The sequence below is a fragment of the Saccharospirillum alexandrii genome (genome assembly GCF_004000275.1).
Classification (GTDB): domain Bacteria; phylum Pseudomonadota; class Gammaproteobacteria; order Pseudomonadales; family Natronospirillaceae; genus Saccharospirillum; species Saccharospirillum alexandrii.
In genome coordinates this window covers 1,715,866-1,739,379 of sequence record NZ_RCIP01000001.1, presented here as the reverse complement: position 1 = coordinate 1,739,379, position 23,514 = coordinate 1,715,866, and the positions used below count along the sequence as shown (strand labels likewise).

The 23,514-nt window shown below is 56.6% G+C and carries 22 protein-coding genes; 5 read left to right on the top strand and 17 right to left on the bottom strand.

Going from position 1 to position 23,514, the window contains the following annotated elements; genetic code table 11:
* Positions 1–192: 192 nt before the first annotated feature.
* Positions 193–816, top strand: coding sequence for a peroxiredoxin (locus tag EP166_RS07720; protein WP_127556173.1), 624 nt, complete (start codon positions 193–195; stop codon positions 814–816).
* Positions 817–1,140: 324 nt separating this feature from the next.
* Here the strand turns inward: EP166_RS07720 and EP166_RS07715 are convergent, their stop codons facing one another.
* Complete coding sequence (locus EP166_RS07715; protein ID WP_127556172.1) at positions 1,141–2,025, bottom strand: LysR family transcriptional regulator; 885 nt, start codon at positions 2,023–2,025, stop codon at positions 1,141–1,143.
* Positions 2,026–2,155: 130 nt separating this feature from the next.
* Between EP166_RS07715 and trxA the strand changes: the two genes are divergently transcribed.
* Both trxA and EP166_RS07705 read left to right on the top strand, forming a co-directional pair.
* Positions 2,156–2,482, top strand: coding sequence for a thioredoxin (gene trxA / locus EP166_RS07710; protein WP_127556171.1), 327 nt, complete (start codon positions 2,156–2,158; stop codon positions 2,480–2,482).
* A 246-nt stretch (positions 2,483–2,728) separates the two neighbouring features.
* Positions 2,729–5,233: an acyl-CoA dehydrogenase gene (locus tag EP166_RS07705; RefSeq protein WP_127556170.1), complete on the top strand. Its 2,505-nt coding sequence runs from the start codon at positions 2,729–2,731 to the stop codon at positions 5,231–5,233.
* Positions 5,234–5,272: 39 nt separating this feature from the next.
* On the opposite strand, the gene EP166_RS07700 is transcribed toward EP166_RS07705, so the two are convergent.
* Together EP166_RS07700 and rnt are read right to left on the bottom strand one after the other, a co-directional pair.
* Positions 5,273–5,572: an MTH1187 family thiamine-binding protein gene (locus tag EP166_RS07700; RefSeq protein ID WP_127556169.1), complete on the bottom strand. Its 300-nt coding sequence runs from the start codon at positions 5,570–5,572 to the stop codon at positions 5,273–5,275.
* Positions 5,569–6,261, bottom strand: coding sequence for a ribonuclease T (gene rnt, locus EP166_RS07695; protein WP_127556168.1), 693 nt, complete (start codon positions 6,259–6,261; stop codon positions 5,569–5,571). The genes EP166_RS07700 and rnt overlap by 4 nt, the downstream gene beginning before the upstream one ends.
* 149 nt (positions 6,262–6,410) lie before the next feature.
* Here rnt and EP166_RS07690 point away from each other — a divergent pair, with 149 nt between their 5' ends.
* Both EP166_RS07690 and EP166_RS07685 read left to right on the top strand, forming a co-directional pair.
* Positions 6,411–7,364: a flagellar protein MotY gene (locus EP166_RS07690; protein WP_127556167.1), complete on the top strand. Its 954-nt coding sequence runs from the start codon at positions 6,411–6,413 to the stop codon at positions 7,362–7,364.
* A complete protein-coding gene (locus EP166_RS07685) occupies positions 7,361–7,720 on the top strand; it encodes a hypothetical protein (protein ID WP_127556166.1) in 360 nt (119 codons plus the stop codon). Before EP166_RS07690 ends, EP166_RS07685 begins: the two co-directional genes overlap by 4 nt.
* Here EP166_RS07685 and EP166_RS07680 read toward each other — a convergent pair.
* The 14 genes from EP166_RS07680 to folK form a co-directional block, all read right to left on the bottom strand.
* The gene (locus tag EP166_RS07680) at positions 7,717–12,699 is read right to left on the bottom strand and encodes a DUF6701 domain-containing protein (RefSeq protein ID WP_164743852.1); all 4,983 of its coding nucleotides are present in this window, start codon (positions 12,697–12,699) and stop codon (positions 7,717–7,719) included. The two genes, EP166_RS07685 and EP166_RS07680, sit on opposite strands and share 4 nt — an antisense overlap.
* Positions 12,680–13,090 (bottom strand): hypothetical protein, encoded by a 411-nt coding sequence (locus EP166_RS07675; RefSeq protein WP_127556164.1) that lies wholly within the window; start codon positions 13,088–13,090, stop codon positions 12,680–12,682. The genes EP166_RS07680 and EP166_RS07675 overlap by 20 nt, the downstream gene beginning before the upstream one ends.
* Positions 13,087–13,989 carry a prepilin-type N-terminal cleavage/methylation domain-containing protein gene (locus EP166_RS21610; RefSeq protein WP_164743859.1) on the bottom strand — a complete coding sequence of 301 codons (903 nt, stop codon included), beginning with the start codon at positions 13,987–13,989 and terminating at the stop codon, positions 13,087–13,089. Before EP166_RS21610 ends, EP166_RS07675 begins: the two co-directional genes overlap by 4 nt.
* Positions 13,990–13,993: 4 nt before the next feature.
* Positions 13,994–14,584, bottom strand: a complete 591-nt coding sequence (locus tag EP166_RS07665; RefSeq protein WP_164743851.1) for a type IV pilus modification PilV family protein — start codon at positions 14,582–14,584, stop codon at positions 13,994–13,996.
* A gap of 1 nt (position 14,585) precedes the next feature.
* Complete coding sequence (locus tag EP166_RS07660) at positions 14,586–15,134, bottom strand: hypothetical protein (RefSeq protein ID WP_127556161.1); 549 nt, start codon at positions 15,132–15,134, stop codon at positions 14,586–14,588.
* Positions 15,135–15,368: 234 nt separating this feature from the next.
* Entirely contained in the window at positions 15,369–15,740 is a 372-nt protein-coding gene (locus tag EP166_RS21605; RefSeq protein WP_127556160.1) for a type II secretion system protein, read from the bottom strand.
* Positions 15,741–16,149: 409 nt separating this feature from the next.
* Entirely contained in the window at positions 16,150–17,148 is a 999-nt protein-coding gene (locus tag EP166_RS07650; RefSeq protein ID WP_220432502.1) for an ABC transporter substrate-binding protein, read from the bottom strand.
* A 10-nt stretch (positions 17,149–17,158) separates the two neighbouring features.
* A complete protein-coding gene (locus EP166_RS07645; RefSeq protein ID WP_220432501.1) occupies positions 17,159–17,509 on the bottom strand; it encodes a VOC family protein in 351 nt (116 codons plus the stop codon).
* Between the two features lie 21 nt (positions 17,510–17,530).
* Positions 17,531–18,457: an iron-siderophore ABC transporter substrate-binding protein gene (locus EP166_RS07640; RefSeq protein ID WP_127556158.1), complete on the bottom strand. Its 927-nt coding sequence runs from the start codon at positions 18,455–18,457 to the stop codon at positions 17,531–17,533.
* 275 nt (positions 18,458–18,732) lie between these two features.
* Positions 18,733–20,376, bottom strand: a complete 1,644-nt coding sequence (pgi, locus tag EP166_RS07635; protein WP_127556157.1) for a glucose-6-phosphate isomerase — start codon at positions 20,374–20,376, stop codon at positions 18,733–18,735.
* A gap of 301 nt (positions 20,377–20,677) precedes the next feature.
* Complete coding sequence (gene panD, locus EP166_RS07630; protein ID WP_127556156.1) at positions 20,678–21,058, bottom strand: aspartate 1-decarboxylase; 381 nt, start codon at positions 21,056–21,058, stop codon at positions 20,678–20,680.
* Between the two features lie 87 nt (positions 21,059–21,145).
* Positions 21,146–21,988 (bottom strand): pantoate--beta-alanine ligase, encoded by an 843-nt coding sequence (panC, locus tag EP166_RS07625; RefSeq protein WP_127556155.1) that lies wholly within the window; start codon positions 21,986–21,988, stop codon positions 21,146–21,148.
* Between the two features lie 59 nt (positions 21,989–22,047).
* Positions 22,048–22,845 carry a 3-methyl-2-oxobutanoate hydroxymethyltransferase gene (gene panB, locus EP166_RS07620; RefSeq protein ID WP_220432500.1) on the bottom strand — a complete coding sequence of 266 codons (798 nt, stop codon included), beginning with the start codon at positions 22,843–22,845 and terminating at the stop codon, positions 22,048–22,050.
* 173 nt (positions 22,846–23,018) lie between these two features.
* Positions 23,019–23,513 carry a 2-amino-4-hydroxy-6-hydroxymethyldihydropteridine diphosphokinase gene (folK, locus tag EP166_RS07615; RefSeq protein WP_127556154.1) on the bottom strand — a complete coding sequence of 165 codons (495 nt, stop codon included), beginning with the start codon at positions 23,511–23,513 and terminating at the stop codon, positions 23,019–23,021.
* Position 23,514 lies beyond the last annotated feature (1 nt).

Below are 23,514 nucleotides of genomic sequence, written 5' to 3'. Positions count from 1 at the left end.
GCAAAGGCAATTGTCGAGCGGCCGGGCCTGTGTGCCGGTGTCGCAAATCGAACACTCCCTGAACTGTAATGCGTAACCATTAACTTGGTAGACTGTGGCGCCGCGACATGCTGTTTCTGGCGGTCCGGGCTCAGGGCAGTGGCGCCTGTTATTTCATAACCCTGTATCCATCAACCTTCTCAAGGAGATTTCATGAGCGTATTACTGGGTCGCAAGGCCCCTGATTTCACCGCACCGGCGGTTAAAGGCAACGGCGAAATCGTTGACAACTTCAGCTTGAGCCAGTCCATCGAAGGACGCTATGCGCTGGTTTTCTTTTACCCGCTGGACTTCACCTTTGTATGTCCTTCAGAGCTGATCGCGCTGGACAAGCGTGTTGAGAAGCTGAAAGACATGGGTGTTGAAGTCATTTCCGTATCGATCGACTCGCATTTCACACACAACGCCTGGCGCAACACGCCAGTCAATGAAGGCGGTATTGGCCCGGTGCGTTACACCATGGTTGGCGATATGGACCACAGCATCACCAAGGCCTATGGCGTTGAGTCTGAAGGCGGCGACAGCTATTACCCGCCGGGCGTAGCCTTCCGTGCCTCGTTCGTGATCGACAAGCAGGGCGTGGTTCGTGCCCAGCACATGAACGATGAGCCGATTGGCCGCAACATCGACGAGCTGGTTCGCGTGGTTGAAGCACTGCAGTTCTTTGAAGAGAACGGTCATGTTTGCCCGGCCGGCTGGCAGAAAGGCGACGAAGGCATGGTTAACACGCCCGACGGCGTTGCTAACTACCTGGGTACCAACTCTGACAAGCTCTGATCTATAGAGTTACCTGGGAACCCGGCTTATGCCGGGTTTTTTTTGGCTTGCTCCGTGGCAAGTTGTTGAATTGGACTTGGTGGTGGTAGCCCGCGTCGGCTACCGCGGATGCTCCTGTGGGGTCGGCGTAAATCCGTCCGTGGAGCCTAGGCCCCATGATATGAATCCCATCCATGGGATTCACCCTCCGGGCTCGCTCCGCTCATGCTAAAACGCTCCAGGCGTTTTAGTCCCTGTTGCGGACTACCCCACAGGAGCATCCCCGGCAACCACCGCTTACTTCATTGGCGATTTCAGAATGAAACGCCACTGGGGAGTTAGGCCTCATAAAAGACTATAAAGCCGACCAATATGATTCTGAAAATGGTCCAGAAACAGCTGGGTTTTCAGAGGAAGCTGGCGGCTGCGGTAGACCACAGTCAGTTGCTGAGCGACCGGTTTTCCTTCCAGTGTTACCTCCATCAATGCGCCTCGCCGAACGGCGGGTTCGGCCTGGTAACGGGCCAGGCGGGCGATGCCGAGGCCGCGTACGGCAGCCTGCAGTTGCATGTCCGGGCTGTTCAGCACGAGTCGGCCAAATACGGGTTGAACGGTGAGCGTTTGGCCGGTTCGAAATGCCCACTGGGTTTCACCGGTTTGCAGGATGCAGCGGCATTCGCCGAGTTCAGTCAGGGTGGCTGGCCGTTTTTCGGCGCAGTGAGGGGCGATATAAAGACCCTGGGGAATGCTCATCAGGGAGCGTGCTATCCAGTCGCTGTCGGGCAGGGGGGCGTCGTGCAAGATGAACTGGAGGTCGTGGTCGGGCGAGGGTGAGGGGTATTGGCCGCTGTATTGGGTGCAGCTGAGGCTGATGTCCGGGTAGCGTTGCAGGAATTCGCTGATCAGTTCGCCCATTTGGGTGGTGAACAGTTCCTGAGGCATCTGGATCGATAGGGTGCCCTTGGGTTGGCGCTGGTAGGCCAGTACGGACGATTGAATCTCGGCCAGTTCATCGAGAAAGGGGGCGGCGTTGTTGTACAGGCTCTGGCCGGCCTCGGTCAGGTCCATGCGTCGGGTGGAACGCTCCAGCAGGGTGACGCCCAGCTTTTCTTCAAACTGCCGCAACTGACGGCTGAGGGTCGATTTGGGCATGCCGCGCCGGGCCGCCGCAGCGGTGATACTGCCGGCGTTGACGGTATCGACAAAGAGGGACAGGCCATCCAGTTCCATGGTGGGATTCTCTTACCAGGGTGATTGTTCCAAATATGGCATAAAGATGCTCAAAAATACTGTCTAGTATCGAAAATTAAAGCACTTATGATGGGGTCATCAAAGTCATTGCCCTGAAGGGGAAAACAGAATGTCGAATGTGAAATTGCTGAATGCAGACGAATTTAATGCCAATGTTGAAGGTGGTCAGGGTCTGACGCTGGTGGACTTTTACGCCGACTGGTGTGGCCCCTGTAAGATGATAGCGCCGGTGCTTGAAGACCTGGCCAGCGAATACGAAGGCAAGGTTAACGTAGTGAAGCTCGACGCCGATGCCCATCCGGACGTGTTGTCCAAATACGGCGTTCGCGGGCTGCCCACCCTGATGATGTTTGAAAATGGCAAGCCAGTGGGTACCCGTGTCGGCGCTCAGCCGGCCAGTGCACTGAAAGCCTTTATCGGTGAGCATTCCGCTTAATCGATCTTGTTTTACCCAATACTCTCCTTTTTACCGGGCTCTGCCCGGTTTTTTCATTTCCCGTCCTTTATATTAAAGATTCGTTCCCCTCTGGCAAAAAAGCCCGGAAAGCGGTGCTTTCGATTGGCAACTTGATCAACAAGTCGCTAAGTTTCAAACATGTGTTTTATTATCGGCTCGTCCAGGCGGTTTAAGGTGTAGAGTCTGGGGTGAGGGCACGGTTTTTTTACCGATCGGGAGATCATTATGAACCATTTATTGATTCTGGCGTTGGCGGTGGTCGTCAAGCTTGTGATTTTACGCCGCGAAATGGGCGCCATGGCCCTGGTGGTCGGCTTTGCCATCGTGGGCATCCTTGGCTTCATGTGGAGTAGCCCCTGGTTGGGTGCCCTGTTGATTCTGGCGGCCGCGGGCACGGCCATAGGCGGGTTACCGGCGCTGCGCAGCAGCTGGCTGACGCCAAAGCTGTTTTCTATTTTCAAGCAGGTGGCACCCAAGGTCTCGGATACCGAGCGGGTGGCGCTGGAAGCCGGTACCGTCGGCTGGGATGGTGAATTGTTTTCCGGTCGTCCCGACTGGCGAGTGCTGATGGACAACCGCAACAACGGCCTCACCGATGAAGAGCAGGCCTTTGTCGATCATCAGTGCGGTGTGGTCTCCGGCATGTGCAACGCCTGGGACATTGCCAACGAACGCGCCGATCTACCGGCCGATGCCTGGAATTACCTGAAGAAAGAAGGGTTTTTTGGGATGATCATCCCGAAGGAATACGGCGGGCTTGGGTTTTCGGCCAAGGCGCAATCGGCTGTGTTGCAAAAGTTGTCAGTTAACGAGTCGCTGATGGTGGTGGTTGGGGTGCCCAACTCCCTCGGCCCGGGCGAGTTGCTGCTGAAATACGGCACACAGGAACAAAAAGACCATTATTTGCCGCGCCTGGCCGATGGCCGTGAAATCCCCTGCTTTGGTTTGACTGGCCCACGCGCCGGGTCGGATGCGACCTCGATTCCCGATACTGGCATCGTCTGCAAAGGCATGCATGAGGGTAAGGAAGTTTTGGGTGTACGGCTGAATTTCGAAAAACGCTGGATCACCCTGGCGCCAATCGCCACTGTGGTCGGCCTGGCGTTCCGGATGTTCGACCCCGATAAACTGCTGGGCGATACCGACGACATTGGCATTACCTGTGCGCTGATCCCTCGGGATACCGACGGCATGGAGATTGGCCGTCGTCATGCGCCCATTGGCAGCCCCTTTATGAACGGCCCGATCATCGGCAAGGATGTGTTTATCCCGATGGACTGGCTGATTGGTGGCCCTGATATGGCCGGCCAGGGCTGGCGTATGCTGGTGGAGTGTCTCTCGGTTGGGCGCTGCATTACGCTGCCCTCCGGTGCCAGCGGCTCGGGCCGCTACATGGTTGGTCTGGCCGGTGGTTTTACGCGCATTCGCCGCCAGTTCAATGTGCCCGTTGCGGAGATGGAAGGTGTGCAGGTGCCGTTGGCGCGTATCGCTTCGATGGCATACATCGCACGGGCCACGGTGCGTCATACGGCGAATATGATCGACAGCGGTGAAAAACCGGCCGTACCTTCAGCCATTCTGAAAAGCCAGCTTACCGAGTTCCAGCGCCAGATGGTGACGGACGCCATGGATGTGCATGGCGGTAAAACCGTAACGCTGGGCCCGCGCAACTACCTGGGCATTGGTTACTCGTCGACGGCGGTGTCGATCACGGTTGAAGGCGCGAACATCATGACTCGCAGCCTGATGATCTTTGGTCAGGGGGCGATTCGCTGCCACCCCTGGGTGTTGAAAGAGCTGGAAGCGAAAGACAGCAACGACATCAAGGCCTTCGATAAAGCCATTTTCGGCCACATTGGCATGGCTGCCGGTAACGTGGCGCGCTCACTCACAGCGGCCCTGGGCATCCCCACTGGCGAGACGCCGTTTTATGGCGATGCCGGTCGCTATGCCCGGGCGGTCAACCGGTTCAGCGCCTCCTTCAGCCTGCTAGCCGATGTAGCTATGGGCACGCTTGGTGGTGGCCTGAAGCAGCGGGAAATGCTTTCGGCGCGGCTGGGGGATGTGCTGTCGAACCTCTATATGACCTCCATGGTGCTTAAAGAATGGCACGAGGGCACCAAGGTCGCCGGTGAGGAGGCGTTGATGCGCTACAGCTGTGAGTTCTTGCTGCACCGTGCTGAAATCGCCATCGACGAAATACTCGACAACCTGCCGAACCGTCCGGTCGCTATCGCTGTGCGTCCCGTCGTGCTGCCGCTGGGCAAGCGCTGGGCAATGCCATCCGACAAGCTGGTGGCACGCATCGCCCGCGATGTGTCAACCGATACACCCCTGCGCAGCCATCTGATTGAAGACACCTGGCAGACGCACGAGGAAGGCCAACAGGATAACCCGCTGGCGCGCTACAACGCCCTGTTAAAAGACAATGGCCGAGCAACCGAGCTGTACAAGCTGGTCAACAAGGCTTATGCCAAGGGGCAGTTACCAGCAACGGCATTGCACCCGGAGCAGCGAGCTGAAGAAGCGTTCAAGGCAGAACTGATCAGTGAAGCGGACTTCAACTTCATGGTGGCTTATGAAGCCGATGTGCTCGATATGCTGACCGTTGATGACTTTGCCTTCGACGAGCTGGCGCGCAACAAGAGCAAGATTGTCTGGCACAACGGCCGACCCAAGGCCAAGCGCAAGGCGGCTTCGAAGAAAACTGAGTCGGCTACAGACGAGTAGGGAGGAACCCTGGCCGGGTTTGGATGCCCGGCCAGTGGGTTAGGACAGCCGGTCTTTTACCGAGCCGATTTTGTCATCGAAGGTCTGGTCTTTATCAGTTCGGGTGCCGACCTTGATGGTGGATGACAGGCGGGTGACGCCGCCCTCGTGCAGCTCGGCGTGGCAGGCCTTGATGGCGGCAAAGACGTCGTCCCAGTCGCCGTAGAGGTTGGTGCCATAGGCATGCATTCGGATTTCGATCGGGAAGCGTTGCAGAATGCGCTGGCACTGGGCTATTTCATCAGCGACCGAGACGCCTTCGCCAATGGGGATGACACACAAGTCCGCCATGCATTTCATCCGCCTTGCTCCTGCCGGTCCATAAATTCCTGCTGGGTTTCAAACTCCCCGACTTCTGGCACCAGAGGCCAGCCACCAAGCTGTTTCCAGCGGTTGACCATGTCGCAAAACAGTTCGGCGGTTTTGCGAGTGTCGTACTCGGCACTGTGGGCTTCGCGGTCATTGAATTCAATGCCGGCAGCCTCGCAGGCTTTCTTGAGCACGGTCTGGCCGTAGACCAGGCCGCCCAGAGCCGACGTATCGAAGGTTGAGAACGGATGAAAGGGGTTGCGCTTGATGTCGGCGCGTTCGACCGCGGCCATCAAAAACGAATGGTCGAAGGTCGCGTTGTGGCCGACCAGAATGGCCCGCTTGCACTCTTCGTCCTTGACGCCGTGGCGCACCATTTTGAAAATGCTCTTCAGGGCATCGGCTTCATCAACGGCATCGCGCAGGGGGTTATGCGGGTCGATCCCGGTGAATTCGAGCGCCGCCTTTTCCATATTGGCGCCTTCAAACGGCTTAACATTGAAAAAGAGGGTTTTATCCGGTGACAGCCAGCCTTCTGAGTCCATTTTCAGAGTAACGGCGGCAATTTCGAGCAAGGCATCGGTGCGGGCATTGAAACCTGCTGTTTCGACGTCGATGACAACCGGGTAATAACCACGAAAACGCTGCGATAACAGCCAGTGAGCTTCGGGGTGCGACACGCGCGCTCCAGACCATGAATTTGACGATCATCTTAATGAACTGGTCAGTTATGGCAAGGCGTTTGCTGTGGTTTTATAAATAGGGCGTAAACAGGCCTCTTTTCGGCCAATATTCGGCCGATAACCGGCAAAACACGGGAGATACACAGATGACCGTTCGGCAACGATTCGCCCAGGCACCCCGGGCAGCGGTGATTTTTGGCCGAGATGGCCTGATCGCCCTGGTGCTGGGCTGTTGCCTGCCGGTGGCCTGGGCAGCGGACTACGGTACCGGCCTGTCCGATACCACCTGGCAACTGGAGGCCAGCGAGTATTACTGCAAGTTTTATCAGCCGATTCCGCAATATGGCCTGGCCGTCTTCTTTCATGAGGCGGGTGAAGAGCTTGAATTCTATTTGCAGGCCACCCGCAACCAGATGGCCCTGGGCCAGGCGGCGCTGACTGTAGAGGCGCCAGACTGGCGCTCCAGCGCTCTGACCCACGAGCTGGGCTATGTGCGGGTGCAAGACCGGGACATTCCGCTGCGCGTGGAGCCCGACCGGGCCCGGCGCATCATGGGCGAGCTGGCCAATGGCATGGCACCGACCTTCACTCGCCAGGCACGCTATGGCTCCGAGTCGATTCGCGTGCAGGTGTCGCCGGTTGAATTCAAAAGCTATTACAACGACTACCTGGCCTGTTCGGCCGGGCTGTTGCCGGTCAATTTCAGCCAGGTCGAGCGCACGGTAGTCAATTACCCGAGTGGCGGCGAGCTGCTCGATAATACGGCGCAGTCTGTATTGGATGATCTGGTTGCTTACGTTGCAGCCGATGATCGCATTCTGGCGCTGGAAGTGGTCGGCCACAGCGATAACGTAGGTACCCGCTACGACAACCGCCGGCTGTCCGAGCGCAGGGCTAACCGCGTGACCGATTACCTGGTGGAGCAGGGTGTGGACCCGTCAATTATCCTGACCGATTATCAGGGCGACCGATACCCCATTGCCGATAACAACACGGCCGCTGGGCGCTCTGCCAACCGGCGCACCACCATTTTGGTGGTTCGCGATTCCGGTGATGCAGACGACCCCTTGAACGGCTTGCCGGATTTTGAAGCCCGATGATGTCTCCCTTTCGACGCCAACCCCGCAGCGACGCCGGTTCAGGACCGGCCGTGGTACTGACCGACGATCATCTTGTCTATCAGCGTGCCAGCGGTGCCCGAACGGAACTGGACCTCGCGGATTTGACCCGGGTATCGGTGTTTGCCGACGCCAGTGGCCAGTGTTTCTGGCACATTGAAGGCAAGGGCTGCACGGAAGCCATCGTACCGGTTGATATTCCGGGTGAATCGCTGATTCGCCAGTATCTGAGCCAGTGGCGCGGGTTCGACTACGATGGTCTGGTGCGCTTTGTGAGCGAAGCTCAGCCTCAGGGGCGCAGGCAATTGTGGCCCCTGACGGTCAGCACGGAGCGTTAGCGGAAGCCGTCCTGCTGGAACAACAAGGGCGAGCGACCCTGGTACAAGCCGAAATACAGGGTGCTGGGTGGGCCGGTCATGCCCAGTCCTATATCCCAATCCCACGTAAGCCAATTTGGCACGTCAACCAGAACACCCACAATGCCCGGTGTGGTCGACTCAGCCATAAAGGTGCCGGCACCTTCGTCCAAAACAACCAGCGTGCCATCGGCCGAGTTGGCCACGGCCGCACAATTCAGACCACCTGGTTCGCAAACACCTTGGAAGCTCAGGCCGGGAATGTCGCCAGTGCCGGTTTCGTTGTCGCTCTTAAAGAGGTCAAAACTGACGACGTTGGGGGTTATGCTGCTATCTAGATCGTCGAGCACTTCAACCCACACCGGCAGTTCGGCCATTTCCTGGGTACTGACCTGGCGTTCGGCGTTTAGCCGGGCGTAGTAGAGATCAACTGAATTAAGATTCAGGGTCAGACCCTCGCACGCAGTCCCGTCGCCGTGACACGCCTCGCCATCGCTGAGCTTGTTGGCCTCAATGATCAACTGATTCACCGCCTGCGGGGCATCGTCTACAGTCGGTCCGCCAGCTGAGCGCGGCCAGGACAGTTCGGTTTGACTGAGAGTCAGGGTCACGTCGCCGTCGTAATTTTCTGTGTCTGACAAGGCCCAAGTGACTTGATCGTACGTCAGATCACCGCCTGTATTGTTCAGGCCGGCGGGCTTTTGATACAGGTCATCCGTGTTTAGTGCCAGCTTGAAAAAGTCGCCGTCGTAGTTGGAGATCGCGTTGTTGTTGACATCAAACGCCTCCACTACTAATGGAATCGACGACAGCGTCGCAGTCTGACCCTGATAATGGTAAGGCGTCGAGCCCCAGTTGGCCGGGTTGTTCTGAGTAATGCGCAAATAGGCGGGAATGAAACGACCTACCCGAACGGTATTGGATTCAACCTCCAGGTCTGGCGAGCCCGCCCTGGCGAGGTAACTGTCAATTCTCCCCTTGAGGTCAATGACTCCCAGGTCGGAAAAGCTCAACCCCAGTCCCGTGGCCAGGGTCAGTGTACTGGTATCAAGGGTGCCATCGGACTGTTCGTAAGCTGCCCAGGCACTGCCGGGTGTCGAGCTGCCATCTCCGCCACTCAGTTCGCCCTTTGCGTCCGCATCACCCGGAGCGGCAATGGTGGTCAAAGCGCCCCAGTTGATGTCTGGTAACGTTATCGTGCGGGCAAAGTTGGGAGTGGGGCTTCCCAGGGCATTGAGGGCTTGCACCTCTAACCGGAAGGGCTCGCCGGCCCGGGTGAATACCGGGGCATTAGCGCTGGCGGTTACCGAACCGTCGGTTGCGAGCTCGTCACCGTCGCTGTTGCGAACGCTTAGCAGGCGAAGCTCGCTGGGTTGAACGCGCAGATTGACGCTTTGGCTCAGAGTGGTTGACGAGGGGTTGCCGTCAACATCTGGCAGGGTGTACTCCAGCGTTAAAGGCTGTACACCGACATCGGGTGATTGCAGTGAAAAAACAGCCGTTGAGTCTGCGGAAAATGTCAGCGGCAGTGTGGCCATATCTTCACCCGCAATCTGGTTTTGCGGGTTAGGCAATTCAGTCTCGGTGCCGGCATTGGTTAGACTGACCCGCTGCGACGGGCTGCAATTGGTCGGGTCGCTGCATTCAGTGCCCGCCGTAAAATCAACTGTGCCACCGTCGCTGAACAGACCTTCACAAACACCGGTGGTGGTATTGGTGCGCACTGCCTGTACCGAAAAAGGCCCTTCGGTGGCACCGGCGATCAGATCGAAAAACGCCGTGCTGCTGGTGGTGTTCTCGCTCGGGAAGAAACGCAGACCGACATCGTTAAACGTTACCTGGCAATTTGCTTCAGCGGTCGTTGAGCCACCGACAAAGCACAGATTCTGGGTAAGCGGCACAGTCGAAGGTGTGCTGTTTGGAATGCCCAGGGTATAAGTGCCGGCTGCGTCAGGTAAGAAGCCGATCGACGCTCCCGACACGATATCGGTCACTTCATTGCCGCCCTCCCAGCCGTCAGCCGGGCTCAGGGTAGCGCTGAACGGATCGGTGTATTCCAGGGTGCAGGCTGCATTGGCGCAAGCGCGAATGGTCACATTCAGGGGTTCGCAGGTGAGCCCGACGGCCTGGTTTCGAATCAGCTCAAAGTGGTGGATGGGGGCATCGTAGGGCTCGATAACGTCGGCACACACCTGAAAGTTATCGATCTCATGATTGGCGCTGCTGCCGCCGGTCGAGCCGGTTAGGGTAAGTACAAGCTTTTCAGGAATGGCGGGCTGGCCGGCTTCGTTGAGAGCATCGAATTCACTCACCAGTGTGACGTACCCCGAGCCTGCGTTGCGCTCGATCTTTACCAGCGCCTGAGTACCGTTACTGTTATCAATAGTGATGCGATACCGGTGTGGCGTTGTGCTGGAGGTCAGCACCGCAGGGGAGATGTTGGCTGACGTACCCCGTAAGTAGCGGTACCCGGTTGTGCCGGACCCGTAGCCGCGAATGGCAATGGCATTGCTCCGGGCTCCGGGGCCCCCGACCCGACCTTCCGTCGGGTTCGAGAAATTGCCAAACTCGTCCAGGCCAATGCCCAGCCAGCCGCCGTTGAAGCCCGGGTCGCCATTGTTTCGTTGCGCGTAGCCCAGCGAGCCACCAAAACTGCCCGGAAAGGGGGTAATGTCGCGGTCAGAAAAGGTGACTGTCACGCCATCGGCTGCGTTGGTCGCACCGTTATTCTTATAAGCGTAAAAATCAAATTCGACAACGACGCGGTTGTTTTCACTCGGGAACTGCCGCAGAAAAGTGGTGGCCGTGGCAATGTTGGTGTTATCGGGGGTCAGGCGCAGCCGTCCGCCTACAACCTGAGGTGTAAAGGTGCCACTGCTGCGCAGGGTTTGCCAGTCGTCGCTCAGGCTGCCGCTGAAGGTATCGGTGATGCAGGTGCCAGGTGTTGAGCAAGCAACGGTGTTGCCCATGTCAGCCAGAATCTGACTGCTGGATTGGGCGTAGTCGTAAAGTCGCACTTCGTCGAACACACCGTTGGCGGAACGGCCAGGTTCGACATAGTTGGAGCGGTTGTCGCCGATGTACAGAGTGTTGAGCTGACTGAGTAGTCCGGTTGTATTCAGGTTGTTTAGGCTGCCCACGGTCGTGCCGTTGGCATAGATACTGTAGTCACCATTGATCATATCCCAGGTGACAGCGACATGAACCCATTCATTGGCGTTAAAATTTCGGGTGCTGTTGTTGGTTTGAAAGTTGTAATCGCCGTCATTGGAGTCTTCAAACTCGAATCGCAACCGCCCATTGTCGCGGAGCATGAGGTAGAAATAGCGGTTGTTGTCGTTATTGCCGTACTGATCGCTGTTGGCAGAAAACAGAACCCGGTCCTGGTTGTCGCCATCCCAGTCGAGGTTGCTTTTATACCAGAAACTGAGTGTCCCGCGGGTTGGGGTAAGGTCACCCGGGTTTAAACCGGTATCGACAGCAGAACGCAATGCACTGCTGTTGTTCGCCGGCACTGAGGCACCTTCGCAAGTGTATCCAGCTGCCGGGGTAATATTGCCCGTGGTTGTGGCGTGATTGTTATTGCCACTGTAATCCAGTATTTCACCTGCTGCACCGGAGTAACTGCTTTCGTTGAGTGGGTAATAAGCGACAGGCGTCAGTGACGTGCAGTAGTAAAGAGCAGAGGCCGGAATGATTGTCAGGCCAGATTCACCCGGCGGCTCCCAACCCAGCTGAATGGTCGCCCCACCGCCGTTCTCATAATATTCCAATACAACAGGAACCAGTTCACCCGCCTGCAAAAACACGGACCCGGTTCGAACCCGGGGGGCGTGATCAGACCAATCATCGATGATCAGATTGCCATCGACGTACAACCGCGCCCCGTCATCCGAGTTTGTAGCCAGGGTGTAGGTTCCGGTTGTGGGCGCATTGAGATAGCCGGTCCAGCGAATTGAGAAATTGTCGTTGCCTACCGCAGCGGTGCTGGGTGAACCGCTGCCCCACTCGAAATCGATGGTCGGCACGTTGTCTTCATAGGCAGGCGTGCCCGTTAAAAAGCGATTGTTGAAATACTCGCCTTGCAGGCCCGGGTTAAGTGCACAGTTTTCCGGAGGTTGGGGTGCTGCTGGCTGGCAATTGGGGCTGTTAGGAGTACAGGTGCCGTAGACGTTGCTGTTGTTGGAAACATCGACATCGGAATTAATGGGTGCTGTCAAATCGCCATGGACTGTGGAATTGCGCACTACAATTTCATTGGAATTACTGACTACATTGACCGGGTTTGAGGGGCTACCAAAGGTGCTGTCTTCAATTCTTACTCTGCTGGCCCCGCTGACACTCCCTGCGATGAAGGTGACGTCCTCAAATTCAATGGGGTTGTTGGAAGTCATAACGAAGTCGCCACTGAGCGTGCCACCGTCAAACGTCATACCGGATTGGGCCTGGGCGCCCCCGAGCAGGTTAGTGTCTTGGGCGTCAACACGATTATTGAGGCTGGTCACTTTACCGGTAACGGTACCGCCGTCGAGATCTATGTCACCATTGGCCGTCAGGGTGCCGTTTATAATGCTGTCGGTTAATTCGATGCCGCTGCTATTCGAAGTCAGATCACCGAATACGGAGGTTCCATCGGCAATGATTTGACCGTAGCTATCTGTCAGATCAATGCGATTGGTGTTTGACCCGATACTACCGTCTCCCAGTCGGAAACCATTATTGGCGACCAGGGTTGCGTTGGTATTGGCCACGATGTCGTCGCCATTGTTCAAAGTGATGCGGCCATCACCCGTGCAGGTATAAGTTGTGCCCGAGACATTCCAGCTTGTCGAACAGCCGGGAAACTGGCCCAGCGACAAATTAAAGACATCAGCCAGAGCAGGTAGGCTGACACTCAGCGCAGCACCGGCTACCAGCACCTGAGTGATGCTTAGACGTAACTTAGAGTTCAACAGTGGCATTGCGTTGGGTCCAGACATAGTTGGCATCGTTCATATTGCCAAAGGCGGCCTCAGCCGTCAGACGATACAAGAAAACACGCTGTGAGGCCGGGTTAGGGCGGTTGTATGCCCCTTCGGTGCAGCTCACAGTGACGGTGTAATCAGAGTAGGCAGGGACGGTGATGGTTGTATCGGCTGCACAGGCGCCAGAACCCTCTTCTACCAGCCGTTGCGTGGCCCACTCAAGCCCTGCCGATGCGGCCTGTCGTGCCCGGCTTTGCAGCAGGTTTTGCGTGACCTGTGCACTGGATGAAATCGACAGCCGGGAGATGACCACCAGGGCAGCGCCGATGACAACAATCAGAAAAATAACCGCCACCAGTGCGACGCCTTGCTGTGGTTTGCGGTTCATAGGCCATTCCCCAGCACAAAGGTATCGGTGAGTTGAATGCCTTCCGAGCCATCCCCCAATGCCAGTGTAACCGTGAGGGTAGGGGGGCGATACAGAAAGCCCGGCGTCCAGTTGAAACTGCATTGAGTGACATCGTCGGTAATGCGCGCCGGTGTGGCTGCGCCTATGCGGCTGGACAGGGCCGTGTTGCCCAGGTCAGTATAGCCGGTAATCCGCTCCAGCCGACCGCTGTCGCAGCGGTAAGCGACGGGTCCGTTGGTAAAGTAGGCCCTGAAAAAGGGGCTGTCATTGGGGAAGCGGTGGTTGCTGTTGTCGAGTGTTATCTGGGTCACCGGGCACTGAGAGCAATCGCCACAGTCACAGGTGGTTCGGTTAACAATTGAATCGACTTCTGCTATGTAGCCTTCCTGATTGCCTGCCAGTTCATCGGCCCAATCGCTATAGAGCTGGCTGAACCCGGGTGAGGCAATTGATACATAGGTTGACGTGCCTGCCGGCAAGCTGGACAGCGCCCCAAAAACATCAAAAGACCCGTCGTTATTGATGTTCAACCGATCATAGGTGGGTGCGTAGTTTCGATCCCGGTATCGCAAGGCCGGTTGTGCCTGATCCGGAGACAGCGTGAAAAACTCCACAACCTGATCATTGCCGGCGGTCGCCTCTGAGGTGCGTACCGAATTGGGGACCGAGCGGTCCAGATCCTGCCGCAGTTGAAAGAAGGCGGCTTCACCTTGTTGCACCCAGGCCGCGCGCTGTTGGGTATCGACAATGGCGGCATAGCGATTGCCGATCAGCGGACCAACGACCGCTACCAGAATGCCGATGATTACGATCACGACAATCAGTTCAACCAGGGTAAAACCGGGTTGGCGAAAGTGTTTCGGGTGTATGGACGTCATCACATCAACAGCCCTCATCCCAGTAGCTGGTTCGATAGCCGGTGAGCTGAACCGTCTGGCCGCGAGGGTCTGACGCGGTAACGGTAATTCTGGCGATGCGGGGCGTACAACCCGCCGTATTCGACAGTGTACCCAGTGTTAGACCCGTGCTGGTATCGACATCAACCTGAACGCGGTAGCTCGACAAACCGGGCAGGGCGTTCCCCAGCCGGTCGCGAATACCGGGGGCGAGCCCGTCATCGTTGTTGGAATCGAAGCCGTTGTAGTCGCAGAGGTTATCCCAAAGCCTGCGGTCGTAACTGCCGTCAGATTCGGCTGAAGGGCAGATGTTCGGGCTGGTCACCGTATCGTCAATGCGCGGATCGTCGTCACCGTCGAAGAATGACTGGCTCATGACTTCACTCAGTGTGCTCTGTGCGACCAGGTTAGCCTGGCTGCGCAACATGGGGTCGACATTGCTGACCGTTAGAAAACCCAGGCTCTGTAGAATGGCCGTTGCGGTGATGCCGATGACCACAATGGCAATAACCAACTCGATCAGCGTGACCCCGTGTTCTGTGCGGGGCTGTTGGACGTTGATGACCTTAGGTTGCATGTTATTGCACCGCCACATAACCAGTGACGCCATCGAGCCGTAAAGTGGTCGTCGGGGTTAACCCCACAATCTGAGTGCCACTGGGTACCAGATTCGCGGGTAGACTGGTGCAATCGCCTGTGGTGTTGTATCGATAAAGCCGACCGGTTGGTGTGAAGAAGAGCCGTTCGAGTGTGGTACTGGTCAGGGTTCCCGTTAATTGGGTCGTTTCGCCTGGCGCAGCAACAGCGGTTATAAAATTCAGGGGTGCTGCGCAGCCGGCACCACTTGAGCCGGTGCTTTGGCAGTCATCATCTTGCCAGACGCTCCAGCCGGTGGTGGTGATGCGGAATTCGAGGGTGCATTGGGTGGTTGTGGCGCGATTGCGGGTGAAAGTTAAGGCGGATTCTAAGTGGGTTCTCGTACCAGCATCGTTAAATGAGGAAAGATTGAACAACCTTGGGAGAGTAACCGCAGAAAGAATGCTTATAAGAAGTACAATAACAACTAACTCGACTAGAGAAAAACCATTCTCTACATTTAGTCTGTTCGCAGTGTATTGTTCACTCATTGCCTAAATGTCCACTTAGGGTGACGATTAACGAAGAAGTCCTTAGAGTCTTAAGATTGTAATTAAGTTATTGACAATACTGACTAAGCCACTGTCTTTTTAGCAAAGAGTTGATTGGGAGCAATTAACTTGTGAGGTAGTACGTTAAATTAGCAGGTAAATAACTTCTGTAAAATGAAGTAGTTTACCTGCTTATAGTCTTGTTTTTTTACTTGGCTAGGTTGTCGCCGCAGTTCACCAGTCGATTACCGATGCAGTAGCAGTTGCAGAGCCAACGTTCGCCGTACATGTACGTGTTTCTCCTCTAGTGCCCGAATCTGGAGTAGGCCCGGTCCAGCTGTCTGCTGCGTCTTCTGTAAGAATCGCCGCTGCCATTGCGGTACAGGTTAGAGCTGCTGTAGCCTCCGCATCACTATTTCCAACAAGGCCTGCAGAATAATTGATAGAGGCCGCAGACGCTAATGCCCCAGCAGCGCCCTCAGCAGCGGCTTGTTCGGCGTCGCCGCTTAAATCGATAAATCTTGGAAGCGCTACCGCAGAAAGCAATCCTAAGATTACAATGACAATAATAAGTTCAACGAGCGTAAAACCTTTTTGTTGCTTCATAATCAGTTTCCCAATATCAGTCAATATGCTTGTCTTACTTCTACCATTCTTACGTTAGGTATAAGCCAGAACCGTGCCAAAGAATTAAATCCGGATCGTATTTCTACTAACTTGGCCATTCCATGGGGTCCAGAATGAGACTTGGCTCTCAATATTGGCGAGTTTATGCGGTTTATTTGGCGTTGCAAGGCCGGAATCGCAATTTCTTGTTTGTTTACGACAAAGATTTGACGTGGTTTGGGTTAATCCCGGAAGGCTAGGTTGGTGTGGGTTCAAATGTGACGTTTGACGTCAGTGCTCCGGTGAAAGGGCTGCGTCCTGTAGCGTCAGGTGCAACCCTTTGTCCGATCGTCTTCGGCGGCGTAACTGATGCCCCTGACGACGGCGGCTGAGGGTTCTTATCGTGTCGTCACTGTCTGGCGTCTGGAACCGGGGTGCTTGGGTCACCGTCTGCTGCGCCCTCGAGCATGGGGACGAGGGCTTCCAGTGCGACCGGTATGGACAGCAGGGACACCCGGGCAAGGGCTGCTACCGGCAGATCTCCGAGAAAGACCTCGCCCCCGCTTCCATAGGCGCTTAGAAACCGGCGGCTGGGTTCGGCCAGAGCGTCCTGCATACCGGCATCAGTAACGTAATACACCATGACATCAGCGTTGATAACATCCAGCTGTTCAGTCGACAGGTTAATGACGAAATCGGTTTCTCCGGTTAGCGCGTTCATGGCTGGGGTTTCGGTGAAGCCCATTTCGTAAAGGAACTGGGCTCTTACATCATGGGTGGTATAGGCATAGGGTTGACCTTGTTCTTGCCGAAAACCGCCGATGACCGCTGTTTTGCCATGCCATTCGGGGTGAGCTGCGGCGATTTCCGTGAGCCGGTCTTCGATCGCCGCGATCTGACGTCCGGCATTGGCCTCTTCGCCAACGGCCCGCGCCGTGATAAGAGCGCGTTCATCCCATGGGAGACCGTAATCACTGATGCTTTGAGGCACTGCTACCACCGGCGCAATCAGGCTCAGCTTTTCATACTCCACGCTGTCGATCCCTGAGTAGAGTGCAATGATGACATCCGGTTTCGCGGCCGCAATGGCCTCGAAATCCAGGTCGCCGTCCAGTACCACCGGTTCTGTGGTCAGCAAGTGTTCTGCCCAGGGGCCGGCTGTGTACTCGAAGCCATCAATGGCCCGCCATTGGCGAACGGTGACCGGCGAGATCCCGACGGCCAGAAGGTTGCCAATACCGCCGTAATCGATGCTGGCGACGCGTTCGGGTTGATCTTCAATGACCGTGGTCCCAAATTTGTGCTCAATGGTGAGCGGAAAGTCCTCGGCAAACGCCGGGGGGCTGAGCGCAAATATCAGGGGGATCAGACTTGTCGGCAAACGCAACATGGACATGGCGGTTCTCATTGGTCATTCCTTATTGATTCTGGGCAATTCGCCACAGCACCCCGCTGGGGTCGGTCAGCGTGAATTCACGCATGCCCCAGGGCTGATTTTCCAGGTCAGATAATTGCACGCCGTAGGTCTTCGCCAGCTGCTTTTGCGACACTATCGCGTGCCAGTCATCGACGCCTTCCACCAGGCAATGCATAACACAGTTCCGGGCATGGGCTTCGACATAGAAATTCTGCAAAAGAAAGCTGCAGTGCTGGTAACGCACATAAGCCAATTGTTCATCCTGCCAGGGGATCTCAAACCCCAGGTCCAGATAGAAACGGCGGGACAGTTCAAAATCCCTGGCGGGAATAAAGGCTTTGATTTCCTGCATTTTCATCATCGTTTCATTTGGCTACTTGAGGGTGTCAGCCAGCTCAGGCACCAGCTCATCCAGTGCGAAGGTGAGGCTCAGTGGGCTTGAAAAAGACAGCGCAAAGCGCTGTTGAGGCGTTAAGATGACTTCACGGCCATCCTGATGTGCCTGCAGTGTTCTGCGCAGGGGCAGTATGTCATCGGATTCCAGCTCGCCCCAATACCAAACCAGAAGATCCACATCGAGCAGGTCGAAACGTTCGAGACTGAAGGCGGTGTAAAAGGCATCGCCCGCCAGTTCGTCGTAGACTTCGGGAATAACAAACCCCAGTTCAGTAAAGAAGCGGCTTCTAGGTTCACCGCTGGCAAAAGCACCGGCCTGACCGTTCGAATAGTAAGCCGCCACGACCGTATTGCCCTCAAACTCAGGGTGCTCTTCCCGGGCCTGTTCAAATCGTTTCTTGATGTCGGCTATCAGGGTATTGGCTTCGTCGAGTTTGCCGACAGCGCGACCGATGATGCGCGTTTGTTCTTCCCAGGGCGTGGCATAGTCGACGTAGTCTGCCGGTTGCAGAACGGTGGGGGCGATCAGCGACAACCGATCGTATTCTTCGCGGGTGGTTCCGGCGTAGATGCCGATGATCAGATCAGGCTCCAGCTGGGCGATGGTCTCAAAATCGAGCGGGCCACTGCTCAGCACGACTGGTTCTGCATCACCGGCAGCGGCCTCGGCCCAGGGCCAGATGCCATGGGGCACCGGTAAGGCCCAGGGTCGAACGGCGATGGGCGTCTTGCCTAAAGCAAACAGGTCATCCTGCTCGGTGTAACCGACCGACACGATGCGCTCAGGTTCGGCAGTTATCGTTGTCTCACCAAACTTGTGGTCAATGGTTACCGGAAAGTCTTGTGCTGAGGTCACGCCCACCAATACTAAGTACGTTATTGCAACCAGTATGCTGTGTTTCATCGAATGCGCTCCTTGTTTCCAAACCGGTGACGAGCACCCAATCCAGACAATAATTTACGCGAATACTATTGATAATTAGTATCATTAACAAGTCGGGAGTGCAGTCTTTGAGTCATCGTCAGGAGAATGGGTAGTAGAGCTAATGCCCAGGCAGTAGAACTGCGCAAAGGCGATAGCGCATGCAGGCCAGGCGATGGGCGGATGGTGGGGGTCGGTTGGGTGCGCCAGTCAGAGGAGGATGACCTCACCCGGCGCCGGGTGAGGTCTGTTGCCATTTAGCGGTTTGCTTGTCTGAACCGCTCAATGAGCTGAGCAGTGGAGCTGTCGTAGCCATCCGTATTGCCTGACTCTAGGGCTTCAAACACGCTGTTGCCCAGTACTTTGCCAAGCTCAACGCCCCACTGATCAAAGCTGTTGACGCCCCAGATAACGCCTTGCACATACACCTTGTGTTCGTACAGGGCGATCAGCGCACCCACCACCTGTGGCGTAACCTGTTCAAACACCAGGCTGTTGCAGGGGCGGTTGCCCGGTACCACCTTGTGCGGTACCAGCTCGGCAATGGCGGCCGCATCAAGGCCTTTTGCCTTCAGCTCAGCCGTAACCTCGGCTTCGGTTTTCCCTTCCAGCAACGCCTGTTGCTGGCCAAGATAGTTGGCAAACAACCAGGGGTGATGATCGGCCACCGGGTTGTGGCTTTTCAGCGGCATCAGAAAATCGGCCGGGATCAGGCGGGTACCCTGATGCAACAGCTGGTGATAGGCGTGCTGGCCATTGGTGCCGGTACCGCCCCAGATCACCGGCCCGGTGCTCCAGCCAACCGGGCGGCCATCCTGAGTCACGGCTTTGCCGTTGGATTCCATATCGACTTGCTGCAGGTGGGCCGGCAGGTCTTTCAGGCTTTCGTCGTAACTGAGTACCGCATGGGATTCAGCCCCCATGAAATTGTGGTACCAGACGCCCAGCATGCCCATTATGACCGGTACGTTGTGCTCAAGGCCGGTGGTGCGAAAATGCTCGTCCATGTCATGGGCGCCACTGAGCATCTGCTGGAAATTGTCGAACCCGATCACAATGGCCTGGGCCAGACCGATGGCTGACCAGAGTGAGTAGCGTCCACCGACCCAATCCCACATCGGAAACATATTGGCTTCGTCGATGCCGAATTCAGTCGCGGCCTTGATGTTGGTGGAAACAGCAACGAAGTGGTGTTTTACCTGCTCTGGCTTACCGCCTTGCTGGAAAAACCATTCGCGTGCCGCTTCAGCGTTTTTCAGGGTCTCCAGGGTGTTGAAGCTTTTTGAAGCCACAACAAAAAGCGTTGTTTCCGGGTCGAGATCCCGACAAACACTGGTGACGTCGGTGCCGTCGATGTTGGCGATGTATTTGAGGTCATAACCGTCTTGCCAGTAGGGCTTCAACGCATCGGACACCACTTTCGGGCCGAGGTAGGAGCCACCGATGCCGATGTTGACAATGGTGCGCAGCTTTTTGCCGGTGTGGCCGGCAAAGGCACCGCTGTGAACCGATTCGGCAAAGGCCTTCATTTTGTCCTGGGTAGCGTTTACCGTCTCATTAATGTCTTCGCCGTTCACGTTGATAGGCCGCTGGCTGCGATTACGCAACGCAATGTGCAGGGCGGGGCGATTTTCGCTGCGGTTGATTACCTCACCGTCGAACATGGCGTCTATGGCTTCCGGCAACTTGGCCAGCCGGGCCAGCGCCATCAACTGGTTCATGGTCTCGTCGTTTACCCGGTTTTTGGAATAGTCGAGCTCGATACCGGCGGCATGCTCTGTCATGCGGGGGCCGCGTTGCGGGTCTTCAGCAAAGAGGTCGCGCATGTGCACATCGGCGATGGTGGCTTTGTGTTCTTCGAGTTTTTTCCAGGTTGCCAGTTGGGTCGGATCGTAAGCCATAAGTCGGTTCCCGATTGTTTTTGTGGGTTAGGGTTAATAAGAATGCATGGAGGATAGGTTGGGCTGTGGTGAAACGATACCAACCAAACCATAAAATAATTATGTAATTTAATTACAAAATGACGGGAAAAACCACCGATTGGTGAAATTTTGTGACACAAGACGGAGACCAAGCAACCACGGACGGCTGCCGGGCAGACCTGTCTGGGGTAGTCTGAGGCATGGATGCCGAAGCCTAGGCCCCATGGATGGGTTTATGCCGACCCCAGACAGGTCTGCCCGGTAGCCGGCCCTCCTTCCCTCACGCCAGTTGAACTGGCAAGGCGTTGCTGGTGTGGCTGACGGTGTTGTCGTCGTTCATGTAGAGCATGCGGGGTTTGAAGGTTTCGAGTTCGGCTTCGGAGAAGTTGGCGTAGGCGCAGATGATGACGGTATCGCCGACGCTGGCTTTGTGAGCGGCGGCACCGTTGACCGAGATCATACCGCTGTTGTCTTCTCCGCGAATGGCGTAAGTGGTGAACCGCTCGCCGTTTGTCACGTTATAAATCTGAATCTGTTCGAATTCGCGGATGCCGGCCATATCGAGCAAATCGCCGCCAATGGCGCAGGAGCCTTCGTAATTCAGTACCGCATGTGTGACCTTGGCCTTATGTAATTTGGCCTTGAGCATGATTAATTCCATTGCGCACCTCGTAGTGAACCCCCGGTCAGCCTCAGGCGTGATCCGGAAGCGGGGTTTTATCGGAAACTGGTAGCAGACGACGTCTGCCTAGCGATCCACCTGAACATTGTCGATCAGCCGTGCCTTGCCGAGGAAGGCTGCCGCCAGGATAACCAGTTCATGGTCGTCGTCTGTAGCGGGCTCCAGATCGATGCGTCGGCTTATGTTGAAATAATCGGGCGTGAAACCCGCATTGTGCAGGGCTTCCTTGGCGGTTCGAGTCACTTTGGCAAGGTCATGCTCGCCCTGTTCAATGGCTGCCTTGGCGTTGCACAGAATGCGGTACAGAGCGGGCGCCTGTTCGCGTTCGCTGGCGGTCAGGTAGTTGTTGCGTGAGCTGTGGGCCAGACCGTCATCGGCACGGCCGGTATCGACACCGATCATCTTAATGGGCAGGAAGAGGTTGCTGACCATGGTTTTCAGTACGGTGAACTGCTGAAAATCCTTAAGGCCAAAGACGGCGCAGTCCGGTTGTACCTGATTGAAAAACTTCAGCACGATGGTCGCCACACCAACAAAGTGCCCCGGGCGACTGGCGCCACAGTGCAGCGTGGTGATCTTGTCGACACTGACCCGGGTCAGATCCGGCTCCGGGTACATGACCGCCTTGTTTGGGGTGTATAGCAGATGACAGCCTTCGGCGATCAGCTTCTTGGTGTCTTCTTCCAGGGTGCGTGGGTATCCGGAGAGATCCTCGTTTTCGCCAAACTGTGTGGGGTTGATGAAGATGGACGCAACGACGATGTCGGCGTGCTCCCGGGCGCTCTTGATGAGCCGCATGTGGCCTTCGTGCAGGTTGCCCATGGTAGGCACCAGCGCCACGCGCTTGCCGTCTGCCCGCAGGTCGGCGAGGGCAGTGCGTAGGTCGTCGAGAGTAGCAACGATTTTCATAACAGGGTCACTCAGGGTCAGTTACAGAGCCGGGCAGTGAGGTGACGGGCGACAGGCGCTTAGTCGAAGGCATGTTCCGGGCCGGGAAAAGCGCCGGATTTCACCTCATCTATAAAGCGGGTCACCGCCTCGGCCAGGGTATTGGGTTCGGCCATATAGTTCTTCACAAACTTCGGCAGGCGGTGCTGGGTGAAGCCCAGCATGTCGTAGCTGACCAGCACCTGAGCATCGGTCACGTTACCGGCACCAATGCCGATTACCGGCACCGGCACGGCGTCGGTAATGGCGCGGGCCAGGTCAGTCGGTACGCATTCCAGCAACACAAAATCGGCACCGGCCTCTACCAGGGCAATGGCATCGTTGATCATGGTCTGGGCGGCGGCTTCGTTGCGCCCCTGAACCTTGTAGCCCCCGAATTTATTAACCGACTGGGGCGTTAAGCCAAGGTGCACGCAGGTTGGGATGCCGGCGCGGCTGAGCGACACAATGCTGTCGGCAAGCCAGGCACCGCCCTCGAGTTTGACCATGTGTGCACCGGCCTGCATGAGCTGGCCCGCATTGGCCTGGCATTGGTCAACACTTGAGTAGCTGTTGAACGGCAGATCGGCGATGACCAGGGCCCCCTGGTTGCCTCGGGCAACGGCAGTGGTGTGGTACACCATCTGCTCCAGGGTGACCGGCAGGGTAGACGTGTGGCCCTGAACCACCATGCCCAGTGAATCACCCACCAGCAGGGATTCGACACCCAGGGTAGAGAACATCTGCGCAAAAGAAGCGTCATAGGCGGTGAGCATGCTGAATTTCTGGCCGTCGGCGACGAGCTGTTTCAGGGTGGCTACCGTGTGATTCTTCACCATCGGGGCTCTCTCGATCGGTTAGGTGGGTGCGAATGGTTGCGATTTGGGGGGGCTAAGTCAAGCCGGTGTGATGGTATGCCGTGTATTGGTGCTGTTCAGCGGTTTTGCCGCCACGGTTTACCGGCTATTCGGGGTTTCGCGGTGCCATTGTTGAATGGTGGTTGGCAATGCGCTTACAGGCGGCTTATCGCCTGGTCCCGGGTGCGTTCCAGCCAGTGGTTCAGAGGCTGATTCCCGAGTACCAGTTCCGGCGCAATGTCGGCCAGCGGGCGGATAACGAAAGCCCGTTCATGCGCTCTGGGGTGCGGCAGTGTCAGCTCGGGGTCTTCTGAGGTAACGTTCTGGTACCAGATAATATCGAGATCAAGCGTGCGAGGCCCCCATCGTACCTGGCGCTCACGGCCGAAGTGATGCTCGATCTGATGCAGGGCATCCAGCAGGGCGCGTGGGGCGAGGCCGGTGGTTATTTCACAGACAGCATTCAGGTAGTCTGGCTGGTCGGCCGGGCCGCCGATGGCAGCACTGCGATACCAGGGCGAGACCTGAAGCACCCGGGTTCCGGGCAGGTCATCGAGCTTGCCCAGTGCGCCCTCGAGTGCCTTGTCGCTGACGCCCAGGTTGCTGCCCAGCGCAATGTAAGCGCGATGTTGCAGGGATTCAGGAGGCATA